We start from the raw sequence: 25594 nt of genomic DNA on the forward strand, positions 1-25594 counted from the left end.
AATATAATGTATGTCTAAAAAGAAAAAGGCAGAATCTCTGCCTTCTAAATCCAAACAGTATAAAATTATCCACGCAATTGTTGTTGTGCTAAAGAAACAAGACGTTTTGTTACTTCGCCACCGACAGATCCATTAGCACGAGCAACTGTATTCGATCCTAAGTTTACGCCGAACTCTTGCGCAATTTCGTATTTGAATTGTTCCAGCGCTTGTTCAGCACCAGGAACAAGTAATTTATTTGTTTTTACCATTTATACACACATCCTTGTCTATAATCCAGTTTGGTAACTGGTATCGTTATTGTATGTGTTATAGAGCCAGTCATACGCGGAAGTAATCGGAGGGATTAGTAGTTCTTGGATATACAAAAGGAGTAGCTCATTTGCTACTCCTTTTTGAGTATCGTTGCAGTTCCTTCGACAACAATAACATTTGATTGGTTATATATGTTTGTTTGCAATGTAATGATTTTTTTATCATCACGTTTTTTTATCACTTCTACTATAACGCGTAATGTATCACCAATTTTTACAGGTGCACGAAATGAAACATTTTGCGATAAATAGATGGTATTTTTACCTGGCAATTGCGTACCGAGAACAGTAGAAATAAAACCTGAAACAAGCATTCCATGTGCGATACGCTCTTTGAAGATTGTTGTTTTTGCAAAGGAATCTAGAATATGAATGGGGTTGACGTCCCCAGTTAATTTTGCAAAAGCAAGGATATCTTCATTTGTAATCGTTTTGGTTAATGAAGCTTGATCGCCAACTTGAATCTCATCGTACTGAAGCTCTTGAACGGATTGTGCTTCTTGAAATAGATTCATGTGATCCTCCTTCTTTTCCATATCGAAAAATGTAAGCCATCTAGATGCAATAGGAGGAAGAAAGAGTTTTGTTTGTTTAGCAGTAAGCTGCCACATTTTTCTTATTTGATGGAAGTAAATAGATTTTTGGAGTTTTCCTCGAACTTTTTTACAAGTTCCAGTTGTGTAGACTTGAACTCCATCAAAAAATCATCTAATTGTTTTTGAAGTTCCTCACGCTGAAGTTGATGTTGCTCAATAAATTGTTTTGTTGTTTCCTCGAATTGACCGCTTGTTTGTGTAAGAATAGACAGTGATGTTTTTGTAGGAGAAACAGTAAGTTGATGAATGTGGTTAGAGAGTTCATTCCATTTTTCTTGCCACTCATGAATTTGATCATTTAGAGAATTGCCTGTAAGTTGGTTCACATATTCTGTATATTGGCTGTTCCATTGAGCAGTGAATTGTTGAAGTTCTTTTTCTAGTTCGTCAACTCCTGCTGTTAGTTTATGCAAAGCGTCTTGTTGTTGTTTTAATATTTCTAATGTAAGTTGTTCTAATTGTTTTCCCGCTGAAGAAAAAAGGGAAAGCGAATGTGACCAATTTTTCCAAAATGCATCGATAAGTTCATATGGTTTAGTTTCCATAGTTTGACCTCCAAATGTTTTTTTACATATTGTGAACGCAGATTATTCTGCTGTACCACCAGGTGAAGATGAAGAATTTTTTTCATCCTTGTCTGGAGAAGTAGAAAACGGAAAGAATGCATTGGTGTATAAAGTGAAAAATGTTCGCAACATATTTTGGTAATGTTCAAAAGAGGTCGCGCATGTTGCTAAATATTGCTCTCCATATTCCGTTAAAGAGTAGATACGTTTTGCTGGCCCTCCTTCACTTGTATCCCAAGTTGAAGAAATAAGATTTTCTTTTTCTAATTTGCGTAATGTTCGATAAACATTACCTTGATCGATAGAAGAAAAGCCGATGTCCATTAGCATTTGAATGAGTTTGTAACCGTGAAGACTCCAGTCTTTCAGACAGAGAAGTAAGAAGGGAACTAAGAAGTTTTTTGGCATGGAGTTTGGTTGTTTTGCTGAGATTTTTTCAATACTTTCTTGTTGGTCTGGTTCATTATGTAGCATGATTGTACATCACCTCATGAATCAGTTAGATGGAATTTTTTGCTTATAAGTGCAATTTACACCTATCTGTTTCTCATGTCAATACATTTATTGGAATAAAAAAGTAAAATACAGACTTGAAGTTTTTTTCATAATATCAGAAAATAGTGAATAGGTTGAATTGTTTCAAAAACGAATAAAGGAGTGTAGGAGAAGTGATTGATCAAAAATTTGATCCACTGCAAACATGGAAAGAGGTTTATGAAAAAACAGAAACGTTTTGGGGAAAAGCATTAAATGAAACAATCAAAACAGAAGAGTATTCTGCTTGGATGGGAAGCGTTCTAGATTTGAACTTGTTTTATCAGAAAATGTTAAATGATGTAACGAAGGGCTATTTAGAAAAAGTAAACATACCGACTCAAGAAGACATTGCTAGGGTAGCAACACTTGTTATTAACTTGGAAAATAAGGTTGATAACATTGAGGAAATTCTAGAGGAAAAAGCAGAAACTTTAGGCCAATCTCCTACGCTAAAACGTGATGTGACAAAAGTGAAACAAGACATTCGAACTTTAGAAAATAAAGTTGATAAAATTTTAGAATTATTAGAAAAACAAAATGAAACATTAGCAAAATTACAAGACCCTGTGAAGGAAGAGACAAAAGCACAAGTGAAACCAGAAAATAAAAAATAAGGAATAGGCGCCTTGTTTATCAATTTCAAAAAAGATGGGGAGAACTTTCTTGAGATTGTGTAAACGGCGAAAACATACTATATATAGGATTTTTTGAATAAGTACCAAATGGAGTTATTAACTATTGTTCACAATTCATTAAAGGGGGAAAAGAAATGACTCAATTAAATGGAAAAGTTGCAATTGTAACAGGCGGAGCAAAAGGAATTGGGAAAGCAATTACGGTGGCTTTAGCAAAAGAAGGAGTAAAGGTTGTTATGAATTACAATAGCAGTAAAGAAGCAGCTGAAAATCTTGTAAATGAGCTAGGAACAGAGGGTCATGATGTATATGCAGTTCAAGCTGATGTTTCAAAGTTAGAAGATGCAAAGCGCCTTGTAGATGAAACTGTGAATCACTTTGGTAAAGTAGATATTTTAGTTAATAATGCTGGTATTACAAGAGATCGTACGTTTAAAAAGTTGAATCGTGAAGATTGGGAGCGCGTCATTGATGTGAACTTAAGTAGTGTATTCAACACAACAAGCGCAGCGCTTCCTTACATAACAGAGTCTGAAGGTGGAAGGATTATTAGTATTTCTTCTATTATTGGACAAGCAGGCGGATTCGGTCAAACGAACTATGCCGCTGCGAAAGCAGGTATGATAGGATTTACCAAATCGTTAGCGTTAGAGCTTGCGAAAACAAATGTAACAGTAAATGCAATCTGCCCAGGTTTTATTGATACTGAGATGGTTGCAGAAGTACCGGAAAATGTTCGTGAGCAAATCGTTGCGAAGATTCCAAAGAAACGATTTGGACAAGCGGATGAAATTGCAAAAGGCGTTGTGTATCTGTGCCGAGATGGAGCATATATTACAGGGCAGCAATTAAATATTAATGGCGGATTATATATGTAATGAAGCGAGAAAAAAGTGCATATCCATAGCAGGAGTGCACTTCTTTTTTGAAGAAGGAAATTAATCGAAAAGGGAGATAGAAAAATGACTACATTCGTAACTGAATGGGAAAAACAATTGGAGTTATACCCAGAAGAGTATCGAAATGCATATCGTCGTTTGAAGAGAGCAAGTGAGGTTTTATTGCGCGAACCGGAACCGCAAGTTGGTTTAACGCCGAAAGAGGTCATTTGGACAAAGAACAAAGCGAAATTATATCGTTATATTCCAAAGCAGGAAACGACACATTCAGTTCCTATTTTATTAATATATGCTTTAATCAATAAGCCGTATATTATGGATTTAACACCAGGAAACAGCTTGGTAGAATATTTAGTAGATCGTGGTTTTGATGTGTATATGTTAGACTGGGGAACATTTGGCTTAGAGGATCGTCATTTGAAATTTGATGATTTCGTATTCGACTATATTGCAAAAGCAGTGAAGAAGGTAATGCGAACTGCAAAATCGGACGAGATTTCATTATTAGGTTATTGCATGGGCGGAACGTTAACTTCTATTTATGCAGCACTTCATCCGCACATGCCGATTCGCAATTTAATTTTTATGACAAGTCCGTTTGATTTTTCTAATACAGGATTATATGGTCCTTTATTAGATGAAAAATATTTTAACTTAGATAAAGCTGTTGATACATTTGGAAATATACCTCCAGAGATGATTGATTTCGGAAATAAAATGTTAAAACCAGTTACAAATTTTGTAGGGCCGTATGTAGCATTACTGGATCGATCAGAAAACGAAAAGTTTGTAACAAGCTGGAAGCTGGTTCAAAAATGGGTGGGAGATGGAATTCCATTCCCAGGAGAAGCATATAGACAATGGATTCGTGACTTTTATCAAAAGAATAAACTAGTAAAAGGTGAGCTTGTTATTCGAGGACAAAAAGTGGATTTAAAAAACATTAAGGCAAATGTATTAAACATTTCTGCTAGACGTGATCACATTGCTTTACCGTGTCAAGTAGAAGCATTGTTAGAACATATTTCTAGTGTGGATAAACAATATGTTTGCTTGCCGACAGGACATATGTCTATCGTATATGGTGGAACAGCTGTAAAACAAACATATCCAACCATTGGGGAATGGCTTGAAGAGCGCTCTCAATAAAGTGAAAAAATCCAGCTAACGGTAGCTAGCTGGATTTTTTCTATGACATGATGAACAGTGAAGTATTTTACATTAGCATGTGGTTCTTTACTTTTACTATGAGAGCTTTACTGTCCTAAAATAGCGGGATGAAAGGAACGAAACGAATATAGAAGTATAATCAAAAAACGGCAAAAGTGAGAGTTTGTTTTGAAGTAAAGGAAAGAGTATACCTTGTTATTCGCTATTGGAAAATGATATGATATGTGATGTGTTTATTGTTAGTCGCGGTGCAGTAGAGATGTACTACGTATATTAGGAACAAACAGGGAGAGGAAAATAATTTTTCTTTATTTAATTGATGGAAAAAGGTAGCGAAGTGATGGAATGAAAGGTATAAAGAAATTTTTACAAAAATTACGACCAGTGCAGCTTATCGTTTTCTTTTATTTTATAGCAGTCATTGTCTCGGTAATTCTCTTAAGTATGCCCTTTGTTATTAAACCGGGGGTAAAGTGGACGTTTATAGATGCACTGTTTACATCGGTTAGTGCTGTAAGTGTTACAGGGCTTTCGGTTGTTTCAATTCCCGATACATTTAATACAGTGGGTATTATTGTTTTAGCGTTCGTTTTACAATTAGGCGGTTTAGGAATTATGGCGCTTGGAACGTTTCTTTGGATTTTAACAGGTAAAAAAATTGGTTTACAACGTAGACGATTAATTATGGCCGACCATAACCAAGGAAATTTATCTGGCCTTGTTGAATTGATGCGATCTATTTTGATTGTCATTATTTCAATAGAACTCGTCGGTGCGCTTCTTTTAGGAACGAGGTTTTTAAATTATTTTTCAACATGGCAAGAAGCCTATTTTCATGGTTTTTTTGCTGCAATTAGTGCGACAACAAATGGTGGGTTTGATTTAACAGGTCAATCGCTTATCCCTTATCAAAAGGATTATATTGTACAAATCATTCATATGCTATTGATTATTTTAGGAGCAATCGGTTTTCCGGTATTAATGGAAATAAAGCAGTACATAAGTAAGAGGAAACATCAATTGTTCCGCTTTTCATTATTTACAAAATTAACGACTACGACATTTTTTGCGCTTATTGTTGTTGGTACGATCGTCATTATTTTATTAGAGCAGGACCGATTTTTCACGGGAAAGTCATGGCATGAAACATTGTTTTATGCATTGTTTCAATCTGTAACGACAAGAAGTGGTGGATTAGCGACAATGGATATAAGGGACTTGTCACAACCAACACTACTATTTATGAGTGTGTTAATGTTTATCGGTGCTTCGCCAAGTTCAGTTGGAGGGGGAATACGTACAACAACTTTTGCAGTTAACATTCTTTCTTTATATTCATTTGCAAAAGGTGGAAGAACGGTGCGTATTTTTAAACGCCAATTACATGAGGAAGATATTTTAAAAGCATCTGTTGTGATGACGATGGGCATTTTATTATGTGCCTCAGCATTATTTATTTTATCTATTACAGAAACAGCACCACTTATGAAATTAATTGTTGAAGTTTGCTCAGCCTTTGGAACGACCGGTTTATCGACTGGTATCACATCAGATTTAACAACTGTTGGAAAATGTGTCCTAATTGTTCTTATGTTTATTGGACGTGTAGGGATTTTAACCTTTATTTTAGCAAGCGGTGGAAGAGAACAGCCGCCACGCTATAAATATCCGAAAGAACGAATTATCATTGGATAACTTGAAACCATTCTACCTAAGGAGGCAGAATGGTTTTTTTAATCGTGAATCCCAAATTGTGGATGCATAAATATATCTTCTGTTTTTTGGGTTTTATTTTTTAATAACTTTTGGTTTTCTTCTGAAATCCATCCGATGTCATTCGTTGGGTGGATCCACTCTTCACCGGCCATAATAGCAGGGTCAATGTCATCGCTCCAATGATTAAGAGGACTGTTTGGTGAATTGTATTGACTGTCCCCAATGACAACACCATATTGATTAGTAAAAGGCTCTTGCATCTTTTTTCCGCTTCCTTTATAGGACGGAAAGTTTATTTGATGCGGAAGCGTTTCGTCTAAAATTGGTGATTGAATTTTTGATGCTTTCTTCAAAGTAATCCTTCCTTTTTTTATAATGAGCACAATCATATATAGTCTTTCCGCGAGTATAGTATTTTGTACATGTTAACACTTCCCAGTTATAAAATGAAGTAGTCTCCTTAATCTATTAGAGTAAAGACTTTTCATAAGGAGGCTGAAATGTATGGTAAAGCGAAAAGTAAAACAACATGCAGCAGTCAATCATAATAAAACACCAAAAGAAAGTTTGCCCGATGCAGAGTTTGCATTAGAATATGAAAATGAAAATCCAGCGAAATATGCGAATCGTAATTCAAAAAAAGGGAAGCAAAAATAAAGCGAAACTTTAATTAGTGGAGGTTTATCCTCTGTTGATTCGTAGTGCTTATGAATTGGACTTTTAAGAGCCTGCCGTGGGTGGGCTCTTTTACAAATATTGTTTTTATTATGGGACATTTTTTACAAATGCCTCATTTTTTTGTGGGATTTTAAATGTTTTTTTAATTATTTGTAAATTTATTGTTTTAAATTGACGAAAAAGTCCGGAAGAACATTGAAGTAGCAACGTATTGCACAAATAGACACAACAAACAAAAGATTAATGTTGGTTTAATACTCCTTTTACACTAATAGTTTATATTTGAATTGTACATAAGAAAAGTTAAAGGAGAGGGAAACAGTGAAAAAAATGTTTTGTAAAGCGGTGACAGCGGCGATGACATTTTCTTTATTAATGGGCTGTGGAGCTGCAAAAAAAGAAGCCACTGCTGATGCGAAAGCAAAGGATGATAAATTGTCTGGGACATTAACTGTTTACACAGCGATTGAAGAAGAGCTTGTACCAACTTATCTTAACTCTTTTAAAAAAAAATATCCGGATGTGAAATTAAATATCGTTCGTGATTCAACGGGAGTTATTACAGCGAAATTGTTAGCAGAAGGAAAAAATACAAATGCGGATGTCGTATGGGGAATGGCAGCGTCTAGTCTTCTTGCTTTAGATAAGAAAGAAATGTTAAAAGAGTATTCTCCAAAAGGTGTAGATCGTGTTCTTCCTCAATTTAAAGATGATAAAAAGCCGGAGAAATGGGTTGGAAATACAGCTTTTATGACAGGCATTGCAGTGAATAAAGAGGAATTGAAAAAGAAAAAATTACCGATGCCAGCATCATACGAAGATTTAACAAAACCAGAATATAAAGGAACGCTTGTGATGCCGCACCCAGCTTCTTCAGGCACAGGATTTCTAACAGTGTCTGCATGGTTGCAAATCATGGGTGAAGAGAAGGGATGGGCTTACATGAAGAAACTTCATGAGAATATAGCAACTTATACGCATTCTGGTTCAAAACCGGCAAAATTAGCAGGTGCTGGGGAGCATCCTGTCGGTGTATCTATGATTTATAGCGGTTTGAAGGAGAAACAAAAAGGTGCTCCGATTGAAGTCGTTCTTCCAAAAGAAGGTCTAGGCTGGGAAGTAGAAGCAAATGCACTCATTAAGAAAGAGGACGCTAAAAATGAAAAGCTTGCCAAAGCCTTTTTAGACTGGGCCATTACAGATGATGTTATGAAATTATATTTTGAGAAAAATGGATTTGCAACAATTAAAAATGATTATAAACTTCCAGATGGTTTTCCAAAAAATGTGACCGATAAGTTGTATAGAGAGAATGATTTTAAATGGGTTGCTGAAAATCGAGATAAAATCTTAGAGCGCTGGGAAAAAGAGTTTGGACAAAAAGCAGAAGCGAAAAAGTAAGTGGGAGAGAAGAAAATGAGCGAATATTTATCCATTCAACATATTCAAAAACAGTTTGATACATTTACGGCATTAAAAGATATTTCTTTTACAGTGAAAAAGAATGAATTTGTTTGTTTACTTGGACCGAGTGGTTGCGGGAAAACGACATTACTTCGAATTTTGGCTGGTTTAGAAGAACCTACAGTAGGTAGTATTACGATTAACGGAAAAGATATAACGGCGTTGCCTCCTGGAAAACGAAATGTAGGAATGGTCTTTCAATCCTATGCGTTATTTCCGAATTTAACTGCACTTGAAAATATTGAGTATGGTTTGAAAGCGAAACGATATCCAAAACTAGAAATCAAGCGAAAAGCAATAGAGGCATTAGAGCTTGTTGATTTGTTGAATGTGAAAGATAAATATCCTGCTCAAATGTCTGGTGGACAACAGCAACGAGTGGCACTTGCACGCGCACTTGCGCTGTCTCCAGATATTCTGTTGCTTGATGAGCCATTGTCTGCACTTGATGCAAAAGTGCGTGAGAAATTGCGCAGGGAAATGCGAGAATTGCAAGAAAAAGTAGGTGTGACAACAATTATGGTGACACATGATCAAGAAGAAGCATTGACAATGGCTGATAAAATTGTTGTCATGAATCATGCTGAGATTATGCAAATTGGAACACCAGAGGAGATTTATCAAAAACCAGCTAATCCGTTTGTAGCAGACTTTATTGGTTCTATCAATTTCTTTTCGCAAAATGATAGAAGTCAAGCCATTCGTCCTGAACATATAATGGTTGTGAAGGAGAATGGATTGAAAACAGTTGTCGAAAATATGGAATTTCGAGGATCTGTATATCGAGCGGAAGTACGTGTAATCGAAGAGGAGACACATCTTTATAATGAGAGAGTTGTTGTTGATATATTAGCGTCTGTAGCCGAAAAACAGCGCATTCAAAAAGGGACGACTTTACAAATCACTTTTTCAGAGAAGCATATGCTGTCGTATGGAAAGAAGGTCGTTGTTTAGATGGACATGTTAGAAAATCACAAAATAGAAATTTCTGAAAAAAAAGTCAAGCGAAGTATTGGGAAGGAAGAGAGGTTACAAAGGTTGCTCATTTTTGGCGTGCTTGTAGCCTTTCTAATCATGCTTGTTTTACCGCTGCTACAACTGTTTACACAAGCTTTCTATGATAAAGATGGTACATTTGTTGGCGTTGCAAATTTTAGTAAATATTTTACAACACCAACGTTAATTCAATCTTTACAGAATACGGTTTGGATTTCAGGAATGACAACAGTAATTTCCGTTACACTTGCTTTTATGTATGCTTATGCAATTGCAAGGACCAACGTTTTGGGGAAGCGAATATTTCAATACATTGCATTGTTACCATTATTCGCGCCGACGATGTTGCATGGTATCGCACTTACATATTTATTTGGAAATCAAGGATTAGTAACAAAGGGGCTATTTGGTTTATTTGAAGGGATTCAGATTCCGTTGTATGGTCCTGTTGGAATTACGATCGCTGAAGTTATTTACACATTTCCACAAGCGTTCCTTATTTTGTTCATTGCGTTTCAAGGAGCTGATTACCGATTACATGAAGCATCAAATATGCTAGGTGCGAGCAAGGTGAAACAGTTTTTTTCTGTTACATTGCCTGGGGTAAAATATGGATTAGTTAGCGCTATGTTCGTTGTATTTACACTGAGTTTTACTGATTTTGGCGCTCCTAAAATTGTAGGAGGGCAGTATAATGTGCTTGCGACGGATGTTTATAAACAAGTCATTGGACAACAGAATATGCCGATGGGGGCAACTGTTGGAATGATATTGTTACTTCCAGCCATATTTGCTTTTATGGTGGATCGGATTACGCATAGAAAACAGGAAACCTTTTTATCTTCCAAAGCCGTACCGTACCGGATCACGCCAAATAAGACAAGAGATATCATTTCATTTATGTACTGCACCGTCATTACGTTAATGATTATTCTATTATTTGTCGCGGTTGGAGTTGCAGCAAGTGTGAAAGTATGGCCGTATAACATGACATTTACACTAGAACACTTCAATTTTTCAAGTTTAACAGGAGATGGAATAGAAGCTTTTAAAAATAGCGTAATCGTTTCATGTATTACAGCTGTCATTGGAGCAATTGTCACTTTTGTATTTGCTTACATCATTGAAAAAATTCAGCAGTTAGCGTTTTTTAGAAAAGTGGGGTATTTTTTCTCTATTATTCCACTAGCTATTCCAGGGTTAGTGCTGGGGCTTGGATATGTCTTTTTCTTTAGTCAGCCTACTCTTCAATTTTTAGGGTGGGAAGTAACAAATCCGTTTCATTCTTTATATGGCACGATTGCGCTTCTTGTACTGGTAAATATTATTCATTTTTACGCTGTAACATTTGTTACAGCGACGACAGCATTAAAGAAACTAGATCGAGAGTTTGAGCTTGTTTCACAATCGCTGAGCATTCCTTTTTACAAAATGTTTTTTAAAGTGACCGTACCGATGTGTTTACCAGCAATTTTAGAAATGGTGATGTATTATTTTGTGAATTCAATGGTCACAGTGTCAGCAGTTGTCTTTTTATATGCGGCTGATTTTAAATTAGCAGCTGTTTCAATTGTAAATATGGACGATGCTGGAAACGTGGCGCCGGCAGCGGCGATGAGTGTGTTAATTGTTGTAACGAATATTGTCGTGAGAGCGATTTATGAATGGGGAACAAAGGCTGTTCGCAGGCGAACATCATTATGGCAGAAAAGATAAAAAGGAGGACATTATATGAAAATTGAGGCTGTTATTTTTGACTGGGCTGGTACAACAGTTGATTATGGATGTTTTGCACCACTTGAAGTGTTTATGGAAATTTTTAAAAATCGTGGTGTTATGATTACGGCTGAAGAGGCACGAAGGCCGATGGGATTACTAAAAATTGATCACGTTCGTGCATTAACAGAAATGCCTCGTATACGTGGAGAATGGGAGCGAGTTTTTGGACAGTTACCAACGGAAGCAGATGTTCAGGAAATGTATGAAGAGTTTGAAGAGATTCTCTTTTCCATTTTACCGCGTTATGCAACGCCGATTTCTGGAGTGAAAGAGGTAGTGACTTATTTACGAAGTCAAGGAATTAAAATTGGTTCCACAACAGGCTATACAAGAGAAATGATGGATATTGTGGCAAGAGAAGCAAAAGCGCAAGGATATGAACCAGATTATCTTGTTACACCAGATGATGTCCCAGCTGGCCGTCCGTATCCATGGATGTGTTATCAGAATGCGATGCAACTTAATGTATACCCAATGAAGCATATGGTGAAAGTTGGAGATACAATTTCGGACATGAAGGAAGGAAGAAATGCAGGAATGTGGACGGTTGGTGTCATTCTTGGTAGCAGTGAACTTGGATTGACAGAAAAAGAAGTTGAAAGTATGGATTTGGTAGCACTTCAAGAGAGAATGGAAGTTGTCCGAAAGCGATTTATCGAAAGCGGCGCTCATTATGTAATCGAAACAATGAAAGAGTTACCTCAAGTAATCGAATATATCGAAAAACAAGAATTTATCATTTCTTGAAAGGAGCATAAATTATGAAGAATCATCACTATTTATTATTAACGCCAGGGCCATTAACAACAACAAAAACCGTCAAGGAAGTAATGCTATACGATTGGTGCACATGGGATACAGAATATAACGAGTTAGTACAAGAAATACGAAAACGTCTTGTATCATTGGCGACGAAAGAAGAGGAATATTATACAACTGTTTTCATGCAAGGAAGCGGTACATTCTCCGTAGAATCAGTTATTGGATCCGTGATTCCACAAGAAGGAAAGCTACTTGTTTGTACGAATGGAGCATATGGAAAGCGAATCGTTCAAATAGCAACAACATTACATATTAATGTTGTTGAGAGTTATACAAATGAATGGGAACCAACGAATCTTGCAGAAGTAGAAGAGATATTACAAAAAGACTCGGAAATTACGCATATTGCGGTGGTGCATTGTGAAACAACAACAGGAATAATCAATCCAATCGCTGATGTATGTCGGTTAGGAAAACAATATGGAAAAGTTACAATTGTGGATGCTATGAGTAGTTTTGGCGGAGTAGAAATGGATGTTGCTGATTTACAAATTGATTTTATGATTAGCAGTGCAAATAAATGTATTCAAGGTGTTCCAGGATTTGGATTTGTCATTGCAAAGCGTACGGAGTTAGAACAATGTAAAGGAAGGGCTCGCTCTTTATCATTAGACCTTTATGACCAGTGGGAAACAATGGAACTTCAAAATGGGAAGTGGCGTTTTACATCGCCAACTCATACTGTACGTGCATTTTATCAAGCCTTGCTCGAGTTAGAAGAAGAGGGGGGAGTGAAAGCACGAAATACCCGTTACCGTAACAATCAACAAGTATTAGTGAAGAGAATGAGAGAAGTTGGGTTTGAGCCATTGTTAGATGAAGCATATCAGTCTCCTATTATTACATCTTTTCTATATCCAGGGGAAGGTTTTACATTTCAGCAGTTATATGAGGAGTTAAAAGAGCATGGATTTGTTATTTATCCCGGAAAAATTTCAAAGGTAGATACATTCCGAATTGGGAATATTGGTGATGTGTATGAAAGTGATATTCATCAATTAGTAGATTGTATTTCTGAAGGAGTTGTAATTGGATGAAAGTATTTTGTTTAAGCGTGCAAGTAAAACTTGTCGAGAAGCACATTTAGATTTCATACAATATTTATCTTTTGAAATGAAAAAACGTATTTTGCATAAGAGGAATTCAGCATATAGAGCTGAGAAAAGGGTGCCTATATAAGTGAAAGAAACGAGGTGAAAGAATGTCTGTTGCTGGAGAAGAAAGAAAGCGTACTATTCTTGAAAAAGTAGAGTTTAAAGGAAAAGTGAAAGTGTCCGAACTAGCAAAAGAGTTTTCTGTATCAACCGAAACAATTCGCAGGTATTTAGAAGAATTAGATCGTGAAAAAAAGTTAAAAAAGGTGTACGGTGGTGCTGTTCAATTGCCAGGAGTAGGTACAGAACCATCTATGTTAGAAAGGGAAATGTTACATATAGAAGAGAAGAAGCGAATTGGCTATAAAGCAGCGACGTTTGTGGAAGATGGTGATGTTATTGTAATTGATGATGGAAGTACACCACTCCAAATGGTTCCCTATCTCATACACCGGAAAAATTTAACGATTGTAACAAGTTCCTTTCCAGTTGCAACACAATTGATTTCTTCTATTAATAAAAATATGTTTCATGGTGAAGTACTCTTTATTGGAGGGAAAGTATCTCCAAAGCATTCTCGTGTATCAGGTTCTATTTCACAGCAGATGATTCGCCAATTCCATTTTCATAAGGCTTTTATTTCAATCGATGGATTATTACCAAGTTTCGGAGCATCAAGTTTTGAACTGGAAAAAGCGAAGTTATCAGAGGCGATGATTCAATTAGCAGAAAAAACATTCATTCTTTGTGATCATACGAAGATTAGTGTGAAAGGAAATTATCGAATTGCAGGGTTTTCTCATATTCAACATGTAATTTGTAATAAAAGAATGCCGTATAGTTTTGAAGAAGAGATCGCTAAACATCATATTCGGTGGACGATTAGTTAAATATAAATTGAATTTACACATGAAAAATTGTATTTGTGCAAAAAAATGGACACATTTTCCCAACTTGTTCATATAATTTACCAATGAAAAAAAGTTGACTTGAGGAAAGAGGGGGACGAGAATGTCGGAACGCATATACAATAAATTAGTACTGTATGCTCATATATTACAGAAACTGCGGGTCATTAATGAGCAAGAAAAAAGTCAAATCCTTCAAATGATGGACAAAAAAGCCCTATGAGAAAGGGCTTTTTATTTTAGGCTTGATAGAATCCTCTCTTTTTCTAGATAGAGAAATCGTATTGACAAAAAAGCGTTCTCATGTAATAATTCAATTAAATTTTTGGAATAATCAAAAAACAGTCTTTTTTACATAGAAATGATCGTGGGATTACCATGGGGGTGACGAAATGTTATTTTTTTTAAAGAAATGGAAAGAATTAAAGAATGTAAAGATGGAATTGGCACTTCGTGATTGGTTTTATGGAACAAAAATTAGTTTGTCTATGTGTACATCAAAAGAACCATTAACATTTTTAGTGAACATAGAAGGAAAGGATAAAGGTTTATTTGTTGATGAAGATTTTATTGTGGTAAACAGTATGTGTGAGCCTGTTTTTGAAAATGATCAAAAGCCGGCTATTGAATCCTTTATGCATGCTGATATTTATAAAAAAAGTAATGCGGAATGCATTTTACAAGTTCAGACAGTAGACAGCCATTTAATGTCAGAGCTATACGGGAAAGAAGGAGAAGTAACATTTGAAAAAGGGAGTGTGAAACGTATTTTTGGATCAGAAGGGATAGAAGAGCTAACGATTCCGATTGTAGAAAATGAAAAGGAATTTGCAGATTTATTAGAGGAGAGTGTTCCAAACTTTACAAAGGACGGGGGCGTTGTTCTTGTTCATAATTATGGAATGATTGTTTGGGGAAAAACACCAGAAGAAACAAAAAAATGGTTAGAAGGACTTGAATATTTAATGAACTATCATGTCAAGTTGTTAATGATTAAAGGGGTAAAGAGTTCGGTAATGTGAAATATTCCTTATTGATAAACTAGGCAATGAAAGCGTTTTAATATTAGTTTTACTCATAAAATATAGGTCTCCTTATTATATATAGATTACATGTTAATGTGAGGGGGAACATATTTTGCGAGTTAAATATCATTTTCTGCCGAAACAGCAGGTGTTTTTTTGTAAAAGCCATGATTCGGCAGAAAAAGCACTAAGTATAATGAATGAAAATGGATATCGGGCCATTCCTGTGTTAGCAGAAGATGAAAAACACTTTCAAGGAATCATTTATAAAGTAGATATTCTAGAACAAAAATGTGGAGGTGGAGGAAACGGAATATATGTAAAGGACATATGTGAGGATCAATCTGCATTTATTTTTGAAAAAGATTCTTTTTTTCGAGCGTTTTATATGATTAGACGTCTGCCGTTTCTAGCCGTTTTGAATGAATATAGTGAATTTGTTGGGATATTAACACATTCTAACATATTTGATGTGATTGAAGATTCATTTGGTATGCGAACAGGTGGGCATATACTTACAATTGCAACGCAGGATTGTAAAGGAACGATGAAAGAGATAGGAACAGTGCTAAAATCGTATCATATTGGGGGGCTATTGACATTAGATAATGGAGATCAATACATTCGTCGGGTGATTGTCAATATTACAGATGAATTACATGATAAAGCGCTCAAGCAATTAATAGCTAAGCTAGAGAAAAAAGGATTCCGAGTCAGTCATGTTGATTATATTTAAGAAAATAAGAGAACAGTGATACGCTGTTCTCTTATTTTTGCTTAGAAACAGGAGGAGATAGGACAAGATCAGATAGAAAAATGAAATCTGCATGTTCCCGTACTTTTGGAATGGTAGATTGGATTGCACGTGAAGTGGTTTCTCCTGGCGGTCCAACGTGGCCAATCGCTACGACAACAGGTGTTTTTCTTGTTTTTTGTAGAAGGAACTGTGCTTGTTTCAAAATGTGTGATGATGTATAGATGTCATCAAAAAACATTTGGTTTTCGATAATCGGAACATCTAGTTCTTTTCCAATTCTTGAGACGACGCTATTTGAATTGGTTTTACTATCCAAATAAAATAAACCATGTTTTTTACATACAGTGAGTATGATTCGCATAATTCGTTCATCTGCTGTCACTTTGGACCCCATATGGTTATTCATACCGATTGCATATGGTACTGCTTCAATTGCTTGTTCGATTCGATGTTTAATTTCATCGTCACTTAAATCAGTTGTAATAGCTTTCGGTCCTAACCATTCTTTTTTTCCATTTATCGGTTCCATTGGCATATGAATAATTACTTCATGTCCTTTTTTATGAGCGGCGATTGCATCTTGTTTAGTGGAAGGGAGAAAAGGCATAACCGCAACTGTAAGTGGGATTGGAAGAGATAACATTTCTTTCGTTCCCTTCATATTATTTCCAAAATCATCAATTACAATAGCTACTTTATTCGTATGAGCATGTATGTTGATTGGGAATATAAGAAATGGAATCAAAATGAATAATATAAATGTAATCATGTATTTACGCATATATGAAATTCCTTTCTATTTCATAAAATAAATCATCTTTTTTAAAAAGGATATATGTACCTACTACAATCGGTGCGCTTACCTGGAGATAGGAAGAAATAACATCATCATTATGATTTGCTTTTTTATCTAAATTAAACAAAAAATGTCGAAGAAAAATAAGGTAATAACGGAAAAACAACGTTTGTCCACGTATTGTAAAAAAATAATATAAAAAAAATGTCTATTATTGCGAATGTATTTACAAAGATAGAATAATTTGTAATAATTCTCAAGGTGAGGTTAAAGGTTTGTAAATTACAGGGAGAAATTGTTAAAATTTCTGAGTATTCGAACTTGAATATGGATACTGAAAAGCTTATGTGATGAACAGAAAAAATAAGGATGAGAGTATGGGAAGAATAAGGGGGATATGAATGTTTACAGCAAAAAGGAAGTACACAATGGAAAAACTTTCACGTGATATTCATATGAAGCGTGAAGAAATGATTCATTTAGGATTGACATATGGATTAACCAATAAGGAAACAGTTCAAGTGAGCCAAGAATTGGACAAGCTTATTGTGAAGTATCAGCGTTACAAAGAAAAACAATCATCAAGATGGCTATTTTTCACTAAAATACCGATCTTTCAAATTGAATGGGGAGCAAAATCAAATGATTTTTGGAAAATTCTCGTAACCGGTTTTATGAAATAAGTATAATTACCCTCCAAAGAGAAGGATAATTATACTGAATCTAGCGGAAACTCTATTTGCACAGTTGTTCCTTGAGCCTCTTTACTTTTGATTAGAATACGACCACCGTACATTTCTATAATTCGTTTGCATATAACAAGTCCAAGACCTGTTCCAGTATCTTTACTAGTAAAGAACGGATGAAAGAGGTGTTTTTGAATATGTTTTGGGATTCCTTTTCCTGTGTCAATAATGTGTAATTGCGCATGATCTTGATTGCTGGTTATGATGATTGTTAATGTATCACCAGATGACATAGCTTCAATTGCATTTTTTGTAATATTTAAAATCACTTGTTTCATATGATCTTTTGAGCAGCGTATGTAAACAGGATGATCAGGTAAATACAAAGTAAATGTAATGTTATATAGGTTTGCCTCTGATCGAATAATTAATGAAACTTCTTGCATGATATCTCGTATATCATATTTGTCTTCGATAATCGCCGTCGGTTTACCAAGAATGAGAAATTCGCTAACAATCTCATTAATACGTTCGATTTCTTGTTCAATCACTGAAAAATAGAATTGGTCTTGTTCTAGTGTATATTTCTCTTTCAATAAAGCAACAAGGCCTTTAATTCCAGTTAGCGGGTTGCGAATTTCATGAGCTGTACTAGCTGCAAAAGTTCCAACTAACTCAATCTTTTGCATTTCATTTTGTTGGCGTTCTAAACGTGCTTGTCGCTTTAATAGCATATTTTGAATTAATAAAAATAAAATGGTCATTAAAAATAATGTGACAAGACATTCTACAATAACCATTTGATATAAAGCTTTTGTATGGATAGGTAATGGAGCAACAGATACTTTCCAATTTACTTTTTGGAGTGGAGTAGAAAGTATATTCGTATGCTGTTCGTTTTGTTCGTTATTATGATCCTTCAGGAAGACTACATCATATTGATCAGTTATCTCAAAATGATATTGCGGTTTAATAGCATTTAAAGTATCTGATATATAATCGAAACGCAAACTGGCTAGTAATAGACCAGAAGTTTTCGCATGTTTTGTGAGAATGGGGGTAGCAATCATAATTGCTTGATGGCCAAGTACATGATCTGTAATCACAGATGATACAGTTGTTTTTTTGGATTGAAAAGCTTCCTTAATATAAAAACAATCTGAAACATTGACAGGAGCTGTTAGTCCTTCTGAGGCAACAGTTATGACTCCATCGGAATTTGTATAATATAGACCAGAAAACCGTTCGTCGTTCGTATCTGTCTCATGAAGCACTTGCTTAATACCGTTTCTGTTTCCTGTTTCTGTGCTTACGACCATAGCGAGCATTTCGAGGGCAGAAATCGCTTCGCCGATATGATGATCGAGATAATCCCTATATACAAATAAGACCGTATGAGTAGCTTGTTTATTTTCTTCTTTCATTTGATAAGTATGGTACGAATAAAATGTTACACCAATTCCGATTGTGGGTAATATAACAAGTAATATATACAAAGTGGTGCCACGGAGTTTCTTACTCAAAGTTGCTACTCCTTCTTTTTTATTATCATTATATATAAACTATGTTAAAATTGTCATGTTTTATTCAGGGAAATTACTGGGATATGTAAAGAAGTAAAAGATGAGTGAGCAATCAGTCAGAAATGAGCAGGATGAATGGGTTATGATGCAGAGTGTCTTTCATTTTTAGAATTTACAAGAAAGGTTGGAAAAATGTAATGTCGAATGATATACGAGAAGAAATTTCGCAATCTTTAAAGATATTTATTGCGTTATCACGTGTGCAACGCTCAATTATGGATACAACAAATAAGTATATACAAGGTAATGGATTAAATCCAACTGAATTTGCTGTGCTAGAATTGTTATACCATAAAGGAAGTCAACCTCTTCAACAAATTGGAGAGCGTATATTAATTGCTAGTGGTAGTATTACATATGTTGTAGATAAGTTAGAAAAAAAGGGGCTTGTGAAGCGAACTCCTTGCCCGAATGACAGACGTGTTATATATGCGGAACTTACGGAAGACGGAACAATGCTAATTGATTCTATTTTTCCGAATCACGAAAGGCTTATACATCAATCTTTTGAAATGTTAACAAAAGAAGAAAAGGCAGAGTTGTTAACTTTATTGAAAAAGATTGGGAAATATGAAAAGTGATATGTGATCAAAAAAGTTTTTGATAAAGTGATACTTTAATTAATGGGGATTCTCCATCCTCCCACCAATCGGGCTATTACTGCCCTAAAATAGCGGGAAAAATGATCTAAAGTTTTTTGTTCAGTCATTTTTTATAGGAAAAAAAGTGACTGAAAATGTTTCGTTTTTAAAACAAATCGTTATGTTCTGGCGAATTTTGTTGGAAAATAACAGGAGAAAGGGGAAGGGAAATAGAACTATAAACAGATACATATAATTGAAAGGAGGCATATTTTCTATGTCATTTAAAGAGTATGAATATAAACGTCCGGATATAGAAGAGTTCCAAACAAACTTTACTGCAGCTTTAGAACGATTTGAAAAGGCAAAAACAGTAGAAGAACAAAAAGAAGCTATTGGGTTTATTAATCGGATTCGCAATGATTTTGGGACAATGAGCACTCTTTGTTCGATTCGTCACTCGATAGATACAACAGATACTTTCTATAAAGAAGAACAAGATTTTTTTGATGAATATGAGCCAGTGGCACAAGGGTATGTAACAAAGTATTATAAAGCATTGTTAAGTTCTCCATTTCGTGCAGAATTAGAGGACTACTATGGAAATCAATTATTTTCGTTAGCAGAATGTGACGTAAAAACATATTCAGATGAAGTTGTGAAAGACTTACAAATCGAAAATAAATTATCTTCGCAATATACACAGTTGTTAGCTAGTGCAAAAATTCCATTTCAAGGAGAAGAAAGAACGCTATCACAACTGATTCCTTTTATGCAAGGAAATGAAAGAGATACGCGGAAACAAGCAAGTGAAGTATACTATGGTTTCTTAGCAGAACATGAAGAAGCGCTAGATCGTATTTATGATGAACTTGTGCAAGTAAGAACGAAGATTGCCAAAGCGCTAGGCTTTAAAAACTTTGTCGAACTTGGATATGCGAGAATGTACCGTACAGATTATAATGCGGAAATGGTTGCAAGTTATCGGAAACAAGTATTAGATTATATCGTCCCAGTTGCAACGGAACTTCGAAATAGACAGAAAACAAGAATTGGTGTAGAGAAATTAGCATATTATGATGAAAACTTTGAATTTGCAACAGGCAATCCGACTCCGAAAGGGGATGCGAATTGGATTATCAATCATGGAAAGACGATGTATCAAGAGTTATCAAAAGAAACGGATGAATTTTTCCATTTCATGCTAGATAATGATTTGTTAGATTTAGTTGCGAAAAAAGGAAAAGCTGGCGGTGGGTATTGTACATATATTGAAAATTATAAGGCCCCGTTCATTTTCTCAAACTTTAATGGAACGTCTGGAGATATTGACGTATTAACACATGAAGCTGGTCATGCATTTCAAGTATATGAAAGCCGCAAATATGAAATTCCAGAATATAATTGGCCGACATATGAAGCATGTGAGATTCATTCCATGAGTATGGAATTTTTTACATGGCCATGGATGAAGTTATTCTTTGAAGAAGATACAGACAAATATTACTTCTCTCATTTAAGCTCAGCATTATTATTTTTACCATACGGTGTGTCTGTTGATGAATTCCAACACTATGTATATGAAAACCCAGAAGCATCACCAGCAGAACGAAAGGCAGCATGGCGGAATATAGAAAAGAAATATTTACCTCATCGTGATTATGAAAATAATGATTATTTAGAGCGCGGTGGATTCTGGCAACGCCAAGGACATATTTATAATGCACCTTTTTATTATATTGACTACACATTGGCTCAAATTTGTGCGCTCCAATTTTGGAAACGCGCAAGGGAGAATAGACAAGAAGCATGGGCCGATTATGTGAATCTTTGCCAACAAGGTGGAAGTCAGTCATTTTTACAATTAGTAGAAACTGCAAATTTAACATCTCCGTTTGCAGAAGGGTGTGTACAAGGAGTTATTAAAGACATTCACGCGTGGTTACATGCAGTAGAGGACACAAAATTGTAAAAAACATATGCTGTTTTCGTTCTGTTTCTCATCGACACAATTATAAAATAATGAGATAATAAAAGAAAATTCAGATTTATTAAAAGGAGGTGTTTCTACATGAAGAAGCACCTCTTTTCACCAAAAAAGAGGGGGGAAATATATGATTCAATCGAATATAAGTTTGGAGACATTGCTGCAATCATTACAAGCAACAAGACATGCATTATTATCAGAAGTTGAAACGTTAAATGATACAGACGTAAACATAAGACCACGGCGTGATAAATGGAGTATCATTCAAATTATGCATCATTTACATTTAGTGGAACAGTCTATTACATCGGCGCTTGTATATGCACTGCAGAAAAGAGAAGGAAAATTCGTTCCATTTAAAGACCTCCAGTTAACACTTGATCGAACGTATAAACGCGAAGCTCCTCAACAAATGCAACCTACAGAGACACTTATGAAAAAACAACACGGAATTCAATTGCTAGAACACTCAAGGCAAGAGCTCCTTCATACGCTCCATAGTATTATAGATGAAAAAGAACTATGCCAAAATTCATTAAAACACTCGATTTTTCAAGAACTTAGTTTGTATCAATGGATTCAATTTCTTGATTTACATGAACAAAGACACCTTACCCAATTAAAAGAGGCAAAACATGCTATTTTACAAAGATAGTTACCTTTTTATATGAAAGAAAGTGAGTGAGCGATTGACTCACTTTTTTTATTAGGGTGAAAGAATTTTTCTGATCATACTTGGAATAATACAAGGATAGAAAGGAGCTGAAAATATGTCCAAAAAGAAGAAAGAAAAAGAGCGTGCTTGGAAAGCAAGGAAAGAAAATCAAAAGCCACATGGAAAAGTAAAAGCTTTTGCAGAACTTGTAAGTGAAACGGAAAAAACGTGATGGATTATCATCACGTTTTTTTAAAGGATAAAAAAATTAGATATTTCCTTGATTCTGCACCGTATGATACAATATGTTTTGTCAATGAAAGAAGAAATTCCATGTTATAACATGGGAGAGGTTCGCGAACTCCCTCTATAAAAAACTATGAGAACAACAATATCTTAAGGTATTGTTTTGTTTTTTTATTATGATAGTTCAAGAACGTTCTTTCTTCTTATTTATAATAGAGAAGGAGAATGAGTAAAATGAAAAAAGAGAAAGCAGTTGTTGTTTTTAGTGGTGGTCAAGATAGTACAACTTGTTTATTTTGGGCTATGCAACAGTTTGCAGAAGTAGAGGCTGTAACGTTCAACTATAATCAACGTCATAAATTAGAAATTGAATGTGCAGCAAATATTGCAAAGGAATTAGGAATTAAGCATACAGTACTAGATATGAGCCTTTTAAATCAACTTGCTCCCAATGCTTTAACAAGAACAGATATCGATATTACGCATGAAGAAGGTGAATTACCATCTACCTTTGTTGAGGGACGAAATTTACTGTTCTTATCATTTGCAGCTGTTTTAGCGAAACAAGTAGGAGCACGTCATATTGTAACTGGCGTGTGCGAAACAGATTTTAGTGGCTATCCTGATTGCCGTGATGCATTTGTAAAGTCATTAAATGTTACCTTAAATTTATCTATGGATTATCCGTTTGTCATTCATACTCCGCTTATGTGGATTGATAAGGCGGACACATGGAAGCTATCAGATGAATTAGGTGCATTTGATTTTGTGAGAGAAAAGACTTTAACGTGTTATAACGGAATCATTGGCGATGGATGCGGTGAATGTCCAGCATGTCAACTTCGCAAAGCAGGTTTAGATACGTACCTACAAGAACGTGAAGGAGCGAAGGCATAATGGAACAAAGTTTTTTTGGGTTTCGTGTTGTAGAAAACTTACAAAAAATAGATAAGGATATTCAGCGTCAGCAATTAAAATATCATAATAAACGCGTAATGGTCAGTAAGGAATTTACATTCGATGCAGCTCATCATTTGCACTGCTATGATGGGAAATGTAAAAACTTACATGGGCACACTTATAAAGTTGTCTTTGGAATTAGTGGATATGTAAATGAAATTGGTATTGCCATTGACTTTGGAGATATAAAAGAAATTTGGAAAAATGAAATTGAAATTTATTTAGATCATCGTTACTTAAACGAAACATTACCAGCGATGAATACGACTGCGGAAAATATGGTCGTTTGGATTTATGAGAAAATGGCAGAGGCATTAACAAAGGGAGGCCGAGCAGAAGAGTATAAAGGAGCTCGAGTTGAATTTGTTCGTCTGTTTGAAACGCCGACAAGTTATACAGAAGTAAGACGGGAGTGGATGCTCGATGAGTAAAATCCCCGTTTTAGAAATATTCGGTCCAACCATTCAAGGAGAAGGAATGGTTGTGGGGCAAAAAACGATGTTTATTCGTACAGCGGGATGTGATTATAGTTGCGCATGGTGTGATTCTGCTTTTACTTGGGATGGATCGGCGAAAGATCAGATTCGACAAATGACCCCAGAAGAAATTTGGAAGGAACTTATTGAGATTGGTGGAGAAAACTTTTCGCATGTAACAATTTCAGGTGGAAATCCAGTGTTACTGAAACATATGAAAGAACTTTTAGAGAGATTAAAAGAGAATAACATTCGGACCGCCATTGAAACGCAAGGGAGTAAATGGCAAGAATGGCTTTTGGACATAGATGAAATTACAATTTCACCGAAACCACCAAGTTCAAAAATGAAAACAAATTTTACGATGTTAGACTTAGTAGTAGAAAGATTAGTAGATAAAAATATGAGTTTAAAAGTAGTTATATTTGATGATGATGACTTTGAATATGCAAAGAACGTTCATGAACGTTATCCTCATGTACCTTTTTTCCTACAGGTTGGAAACGATGATACAAAAACAGCAGAGGACGCAGTGTTAATTCCTAAATTATTACAGAAATATGAATGGTTAATTGAAAAGGCAGTTCATAGTAAAGAAATGAATGATGTAAAAGTATTACCTCAGCTTCATGCCTTAGTATGGGGAAATAAGCGAGGCGTATAAGTGAATAGAAGGGATGTTTAAAGATGGCAGGAAGATTAGATGAAGATTTAAAAGATGTAACGTTGCTTGGAAATCAAAATACAAAATATTTATTTGAATATAGCCCGGAAATTTTAGAGACTTTTGATAATAATCATCCAAATCGTGATTATTTTGTGAAATTCAATTGCCCTGAATTTACAAGTCTATGTCCCAAAACAGGACAACCAGATTTTGCAACCATTTATATTAGTTACATTCCTGAGAAAAAAATGGTGGAAAGTAAATCGTTAAAGTTATACTTATTTAGTTTCCGTAACCATGGTGATTTTCATGAGGATTGTATGAATGTGATTATGAATGATTTAATAGAATTAATGGATCCGCGTTATATCGAAGTGTGGGGGAAATTTACGCCACGCGGTGGTATTTCAATCGATCCATATTGCAACTATGGGCGCCCAGGTACGAAGTATGAGAAAATGGCAGAGTATCGCATGATGAATCATGATTTATATCCGGAAACAGTAGATAACCGTTGATGAGAAAGGATCTGTACGTTGTGTACAGATCCTTTTTATCTAGGAAGTTATGCATATTGATTGATTACAGTATAATTTTTATGGTTTACAACTGTAAGAGGTTCCACATCTAATTCTCTAAAGTTCTCCATAATTGTTATATCAACAATAACGGAATTTTTATTTACTTTTTGAACACGTCCGTGCATACCGTCTTTAAATTCGATAATATCTCCAGCCTTTGCGATTTCCATGAACAACTCTCCTTATTACAGTTTTAACAAAAAATAAATTTTTTTCTAGTTTCTTCTATTTTGAACTATATTTCTTGGTTTGTAAATGCTTCCAAAGGGAGAGTTTGAAAAATATTCATTTTTCATAAGAAATTTGTAAAGATATGTTGAAAGGAAGAAAGGAGATAAAATTGTGATTCAGTTACTATGTATGTAAGAGTATGTCTTTCTGCTTTTTCATGGTATGATGACAATAAGAAATCCGTGTATA

Annotated in this window: 30 protein-coding genes and 1 riboswitch; of the genes, 22 read left to right on the top strand and 8 right to left on the bottom strand. The window is 35.1% G+C overall.

Annotated elements, in window-relative coordinates:
• Positions 1–65 precede the first annotated feature (65 nt).
• The 4 genes from MR059_RS00120 to phaQ form a co-directional block, all read right to left on the bottom strand.
• Positions 66–251 (bottom strand): alpha/beta-type small acid-soluble spore protein, encoded by a 186-nt coding sequence (locus tag MR059_RS00120; protein WP_011984117.1) that lies wholly within the window; start codon positions 249–251, stop codon positions 66–68.
• A 134-nt stretch (positions 252–385) separates the two neighbouring features.
• Positions 386–829 carry a MaoC family dehydratase gene (locus MR059_RS00125; protein WP_011984118.1) on the bottom strand — a complete coding sequence of 148 codons (444 nt, stop codon included), beginning with the start codon at positions 827–829 and terminating at the stop codon, positions 386–388.
• 101 nt (positions 830–930) lie between these two features.
• Entirely contained in the window at positions 931–1455 is a 525-nt protein-coding gene (phaP, locus tag MR059_RS00130; protein ID WP_087094655.1) for a polyhydroxyalkanoic acid inclusion protein PhaP, read from the bottom strand.
• 42 nt (positions 1456–1497) lie between these two features.
• A complete protein-coding gene (gene phaQ / locus MR059_RS00135) occupies positions 1498–1950 on the bottom strand; it encodes a poly-beta-hydroxybutyrate-responsive repressor (RefSeq protein ID WP_011984120.1) in 453 nt (150 codons plus the stop codon).
• 194 nt (positions 1951–2144) lie between these two features.
• Here phaQ and phaR point away from each other — a divergent pair, with 194 nt between their 5' ends.
• From phaR to MR059_RS00155, 4 genes are all read left to right on the top strand, one after another.
• Positions 2145–2627 (top strand): polyhydroxyalkanoic acid synthase subunit PhaR, encoded by a 483-nt coding sequence (phaR, locus tag MR059_RS00140; protein WP_011984121.1) that lies wholly within the window; start codon positions 2145–2147, stop codon positions 2625–2627.
• A gap of 155 nt (positions 2628–2782) precedes the next feature.
• Entirely contained in the window at positions 2783–3526 is a 744-nt protein-coding gene (locus MR059_RS00145) for an acetoacetyl-CoA reductase (RefSeq protein WP_011984122.1), read from the top strand.
• An 84-nt stretch (positions 3527–3610) separates the two neighbouring features.
• Positions 3611–4696, top strand: coding sequence for a class III poly(R)-hydroxyalkanoic acid synthase subunit PhaC (gene phaC / locus MR059_RS00150; protein WP_048722401.1), 1086 nt, complete (start codon positions 3611–3613; stop codon positions 4694–4696).
• Between the two features lie 366 nt (positions 4697–5062).
• Positions 5063–6412 (top strand): TrkH family potassium uptake protein, encoded by a 1350-nt coding sequence (locus tag MR059_RS00155; RefSeq protein WP_011984124.1) that lies wholly within the window; start codon positions 5063–5065, stop codon positions 6410–6412.
• A 38-nt stretch (positions 6413–6450) separates the two neighbouring features.
• On the opposite strand, the gene MR059_RS00160 is transcribed toward MR059_RS00155, so the two are convergent.
• Positions 6451–6786: a DUF3905 domain-containing protein gene (locus MR059_RS00160; RefSeq protein ID WP_011984125.1), complete on the bottom strand. Its 336-nt coding sequence runs from the start codon at positions 6784–6786 to the stop codon at positions 6451–6453.
• 151 nt (positions 6787–6937) lie between these two features.
• Between MR059_RS00160 and MR059_RS00165 the strand changes: the two genes are divergently transcribed.
• The 9 genes from MR059_RS00165 to cbpA all read left to right on the top strand — a co-directional run bounded on the left by MR059_RS00165 (position 6938) and on the right by cbpA (position 15935).
• Positions 6938–7090 (top strand): hypothetical protein, encoded by a 153-nt coding sequence (locus MR059_RS00165; protein WP_011984126.1) that lies wholly within the window; start codon positions 6938–6940, stop codon positions 7088–7090.
• 342 nt (positions 7091–7432) lie between these two features.
• The gene (locus MR059_RS00170) at positions 7433–8512 is read left to right on the top strand and encodes a putative 2-aminoethylphosphonate ABC transporter substrate-binding protein (protein ID WP_041809548.1); all 1080 of its coding nucleotides are present in this window, start codon (positions 7433–7435) and stop codon (positions 8510–8512) included.
• Between the two features lie 15 nt (positions 8513–8527).
• Positions 8528–9529, top strand: a complete 1002-nt coding sequence (locus MR059_RS00175; protein ID WP_011984128.1) for an ATP-binding cassette domain-containing protein — start codon at positions 8528–8530, stop codon at positions 9527–9529.
• Positions 9530–11287 (top strand): putative 2-aminoethylphosphonate ABC transporter permease subunit, encoded by a 1758-nt coding sequence (locus MR059_RS00180; protein WP_242161371.1) that lies wholly within the window; start codon positions 9530–9532, stop codon positions 11285–11287.
• Positions 11288–11302: 15 nt separating this feature from the next.
• Positions 11303–12097, top strand: coding sequence for a phosphonoacetaldehyde hydrolase (gene phnX / locus MR059_RS00185; RefSeq protein WP_011984130.1), 795 nt, complete (start codon positions 11303–11305; stop codon positions 12095–12097).
• Between the two features lie 14 nt (positions 12098–12111).
• Positions 12112–13209: a 2-aminoethylphosphonate--pyruvate transaminase gene (gene phnW, locus MR059_RS00190; protein ID WP_011984131.1), complete on the top strand. Its 1098-nt coding sequence runs from the start codon at positions 12112–12114 to the stop codon at positions 13207–13209.
• A gap of 164 nt (positions 13210–13373) precedes the next feature.
• Positions 13374–14156 carry a DeoR/GlpR family DNA-binding transcription regulator gene (locus MR059_RS00195; RefSeq protein WP_011984132.1) on the top strand — a complete coding sequence of 261 codons (783 nt, stop codon included), beginning with the start codon at positions 13374–13376 and terminating at the stop codon, positions 14154–14156.
• Positions 14157–14566: 410 nt separating this feature from the next.
• A complete protein-coding gene (locus MR059_RS00200; RefSeq protein WP_011984134.1) occupies positions 14567–15196 on the top strand; it encodes a class II aldolase/adducin family protein in 630 nt (209 codons plus the stop codon).
• 115 nt (positions 15197–15311) lie between these two features.
• Positions 15312–15935, top strand: a complete 624-nt coding sequence (gene cbpA, locus MR059_RS00205) for a cyclic di-AMP binding protein CbpA (RefSeq protein ID WP_011984135.1) — start codon at positions 15312–15314, stop codon at positions 15933–15935.
• A 31-nt stretch (positions 15936–15966) separates the two neighbouring features.
• On the opposite strand, the gene MR059_RS00210 is transcribed toward cbpA, so the two are convergent.
• Positions 15967–16737, bottom strand: a complete 771-nt coding sequence (locus MR059_RS00210; RefSeq protein ID WP_011984136.1) for a divergent polysaccharide deacetylase family protein — start codon at positions 16735–16737, stop codon at positions 15967–15969.
• A 416-nt stretch (positions 16738–17153) separates the two neighbouring features.
• Here MR059_RS00210 and MR059_RS00215 point away from each other — a divergent pair, with 416 nt between their 5' ends.
• Positions 17154–17435 carry an aspartyl-phosphate phosphatase Spo0E family protein gene (locus MR059_RS00215; protein ID WP_011984137.1) on the top strand — a complete coding sequence of 94 codons (282 nt, stop codon included), beginning with the start codon at positions 17154–17156 and terminating at the stop codon, positions 17433–17435.
• A gap of 29 nt (positions 17436–17464) precedes the next feature.
• On the opposite strand, the gene MR059_RS00220 is transcribed toward MR059_RS00215, so the two are convergent.
• Complete coding sequence (locus MR059_RS00220; protein WP_011984138.1) at positions 17465–18961, bottom strand: DUF3149 domain-containing protein; 1497 nt, start codon at positions 18959–18961, stop codon at positions 17465–17467.
• 197 nt (positions 18962–19158) lie between these two features.
• Between MR059_RS00220 and MR059_RS00225 the strand changes: the two genes are divergently transcribed.
• The 8 genes from MR059_RS00225 (at position 19159) to queF (ending at position 25111) form a co-directional block, all read left to right on the top strand.
• Entirely contained in the window at positions 19159–19602 is a 444-nt protein-coding gene (locus tag MR059_RS00225) for a MarR family winged helix-turn-helix transcriptional regulator (RefSeq protein ID WP_041809554.1), read from the top strand.
• Between the two features lie 277 nt (positions 19603–19879).
• On the top strand, positions 19880–21574 hold the full coding sequence (locus MR059_RS00230) for a M3 family oligoendopeptidase (protein ID WP_242161373.1): 1695 nt from the start codon (positions 19880–19882) through the stop codon (positions 21572–21574).
• Between the two features lie 142 nt (positions 21575–21716).
• Positions 21717–22244 (top strand): DinB family protein, encoded by a 528-nt coding sequence (locus MR059_RS00235; RefSeq protein ID WP_011984141.1) that lies wholly within the window; start codon positions 21717–21719, stop codon positions 22242–22244.
• Positions 22245–22359: 115 nt separating this feature from the next.
• Positions 22360–22476, top strand: coding sequence for a DUF6254 family protein (locus MR059_RS00240; protein ID WP_011984142.1), 117 nt, complete (start codon positions 22360–22362; stop codon positions 22474–22476).
• 111 nt (positions 22477–22587) lie between these two features.
• Positions 22588–22631, top strand: a riboswitch (PreQ1 riboswitch).
• Positions 22632–22724: 93 nt separating this feature from the next.
• Positions 22725–23387, top strand: coding sequence for a 7-cyano-7-deazaguanine synthase QueC (gene queC / locus MR059_RS00245; protein ID WP_011984143.1), 663 nt, complete (start codon positions 22725–22727; stop codon positions 23385–23387).
• Positions 23387–23881: a 6-carboxytetrahydropterin synthase QueD gene (gene queD / locus MR059_RS00250; RefSeq protein WP_011984144.1), complete on the top strand. Its 495-nt coding sequence runs from the start codon at positions 23387–23389 to the stop codon at positions 23879–23881. The genes queC and queD overlap by 1 nt, the downstream gene beginning before the upstream one ends.
• A complete protein-coding gene (gene queE / locus MR059_RS00255) occupies positions 23874–24590 on the top strand; it encodes a 7-carboxy-7-deazaguanine synthase QueE (RefSeq protein WP_011984145.1) in 717 nt (238 codons plus the stop codon). Before queD ends, queE begins: the two co-directional genes overlap by 8 nt.
• A gap of 23 nt (positions 24591–24613) precedes the next feature.
• Positions 24614–25111: a preQ(1) synthase gene (queF, locus tag MR059_RS00260; RefSeq protein ID WP_011984146.1), complete on the top strand. Its 498-nt coding sequence runs from the start codon at positions 24614–24616 to the stop codon at positions 25109–25111.
• A gap of 47 nt (positions 25112–25158) precedes the next feature.
• On the opposite strand, the gene MR059_RS00265 is transcribed toward queF, so the two are convergent.
• Complete coding sequence (locus MR059_RS00265; RefSeq protein ID WP_011984147.1) at positions 25159–25344, bottom strand: YkvS family protein; 186 nt, start codon at positions 25342–25344, stop codon at positions 25159–25161.
• Between the last annotated feature and the right edge of the window lie 250 nt (positions 25345–25594).

It is taken from the genome of Bacillus cereus group sp. BfR-BA-01522 (genome assembly GCF_022662635.1).
GTDB classification, from domain to species: Bacteria; Bacillota; Bacilli; order Bacillales; family Bacillaceae_G; genus Bacillus_A; species Bacillus_A cytotoxicus.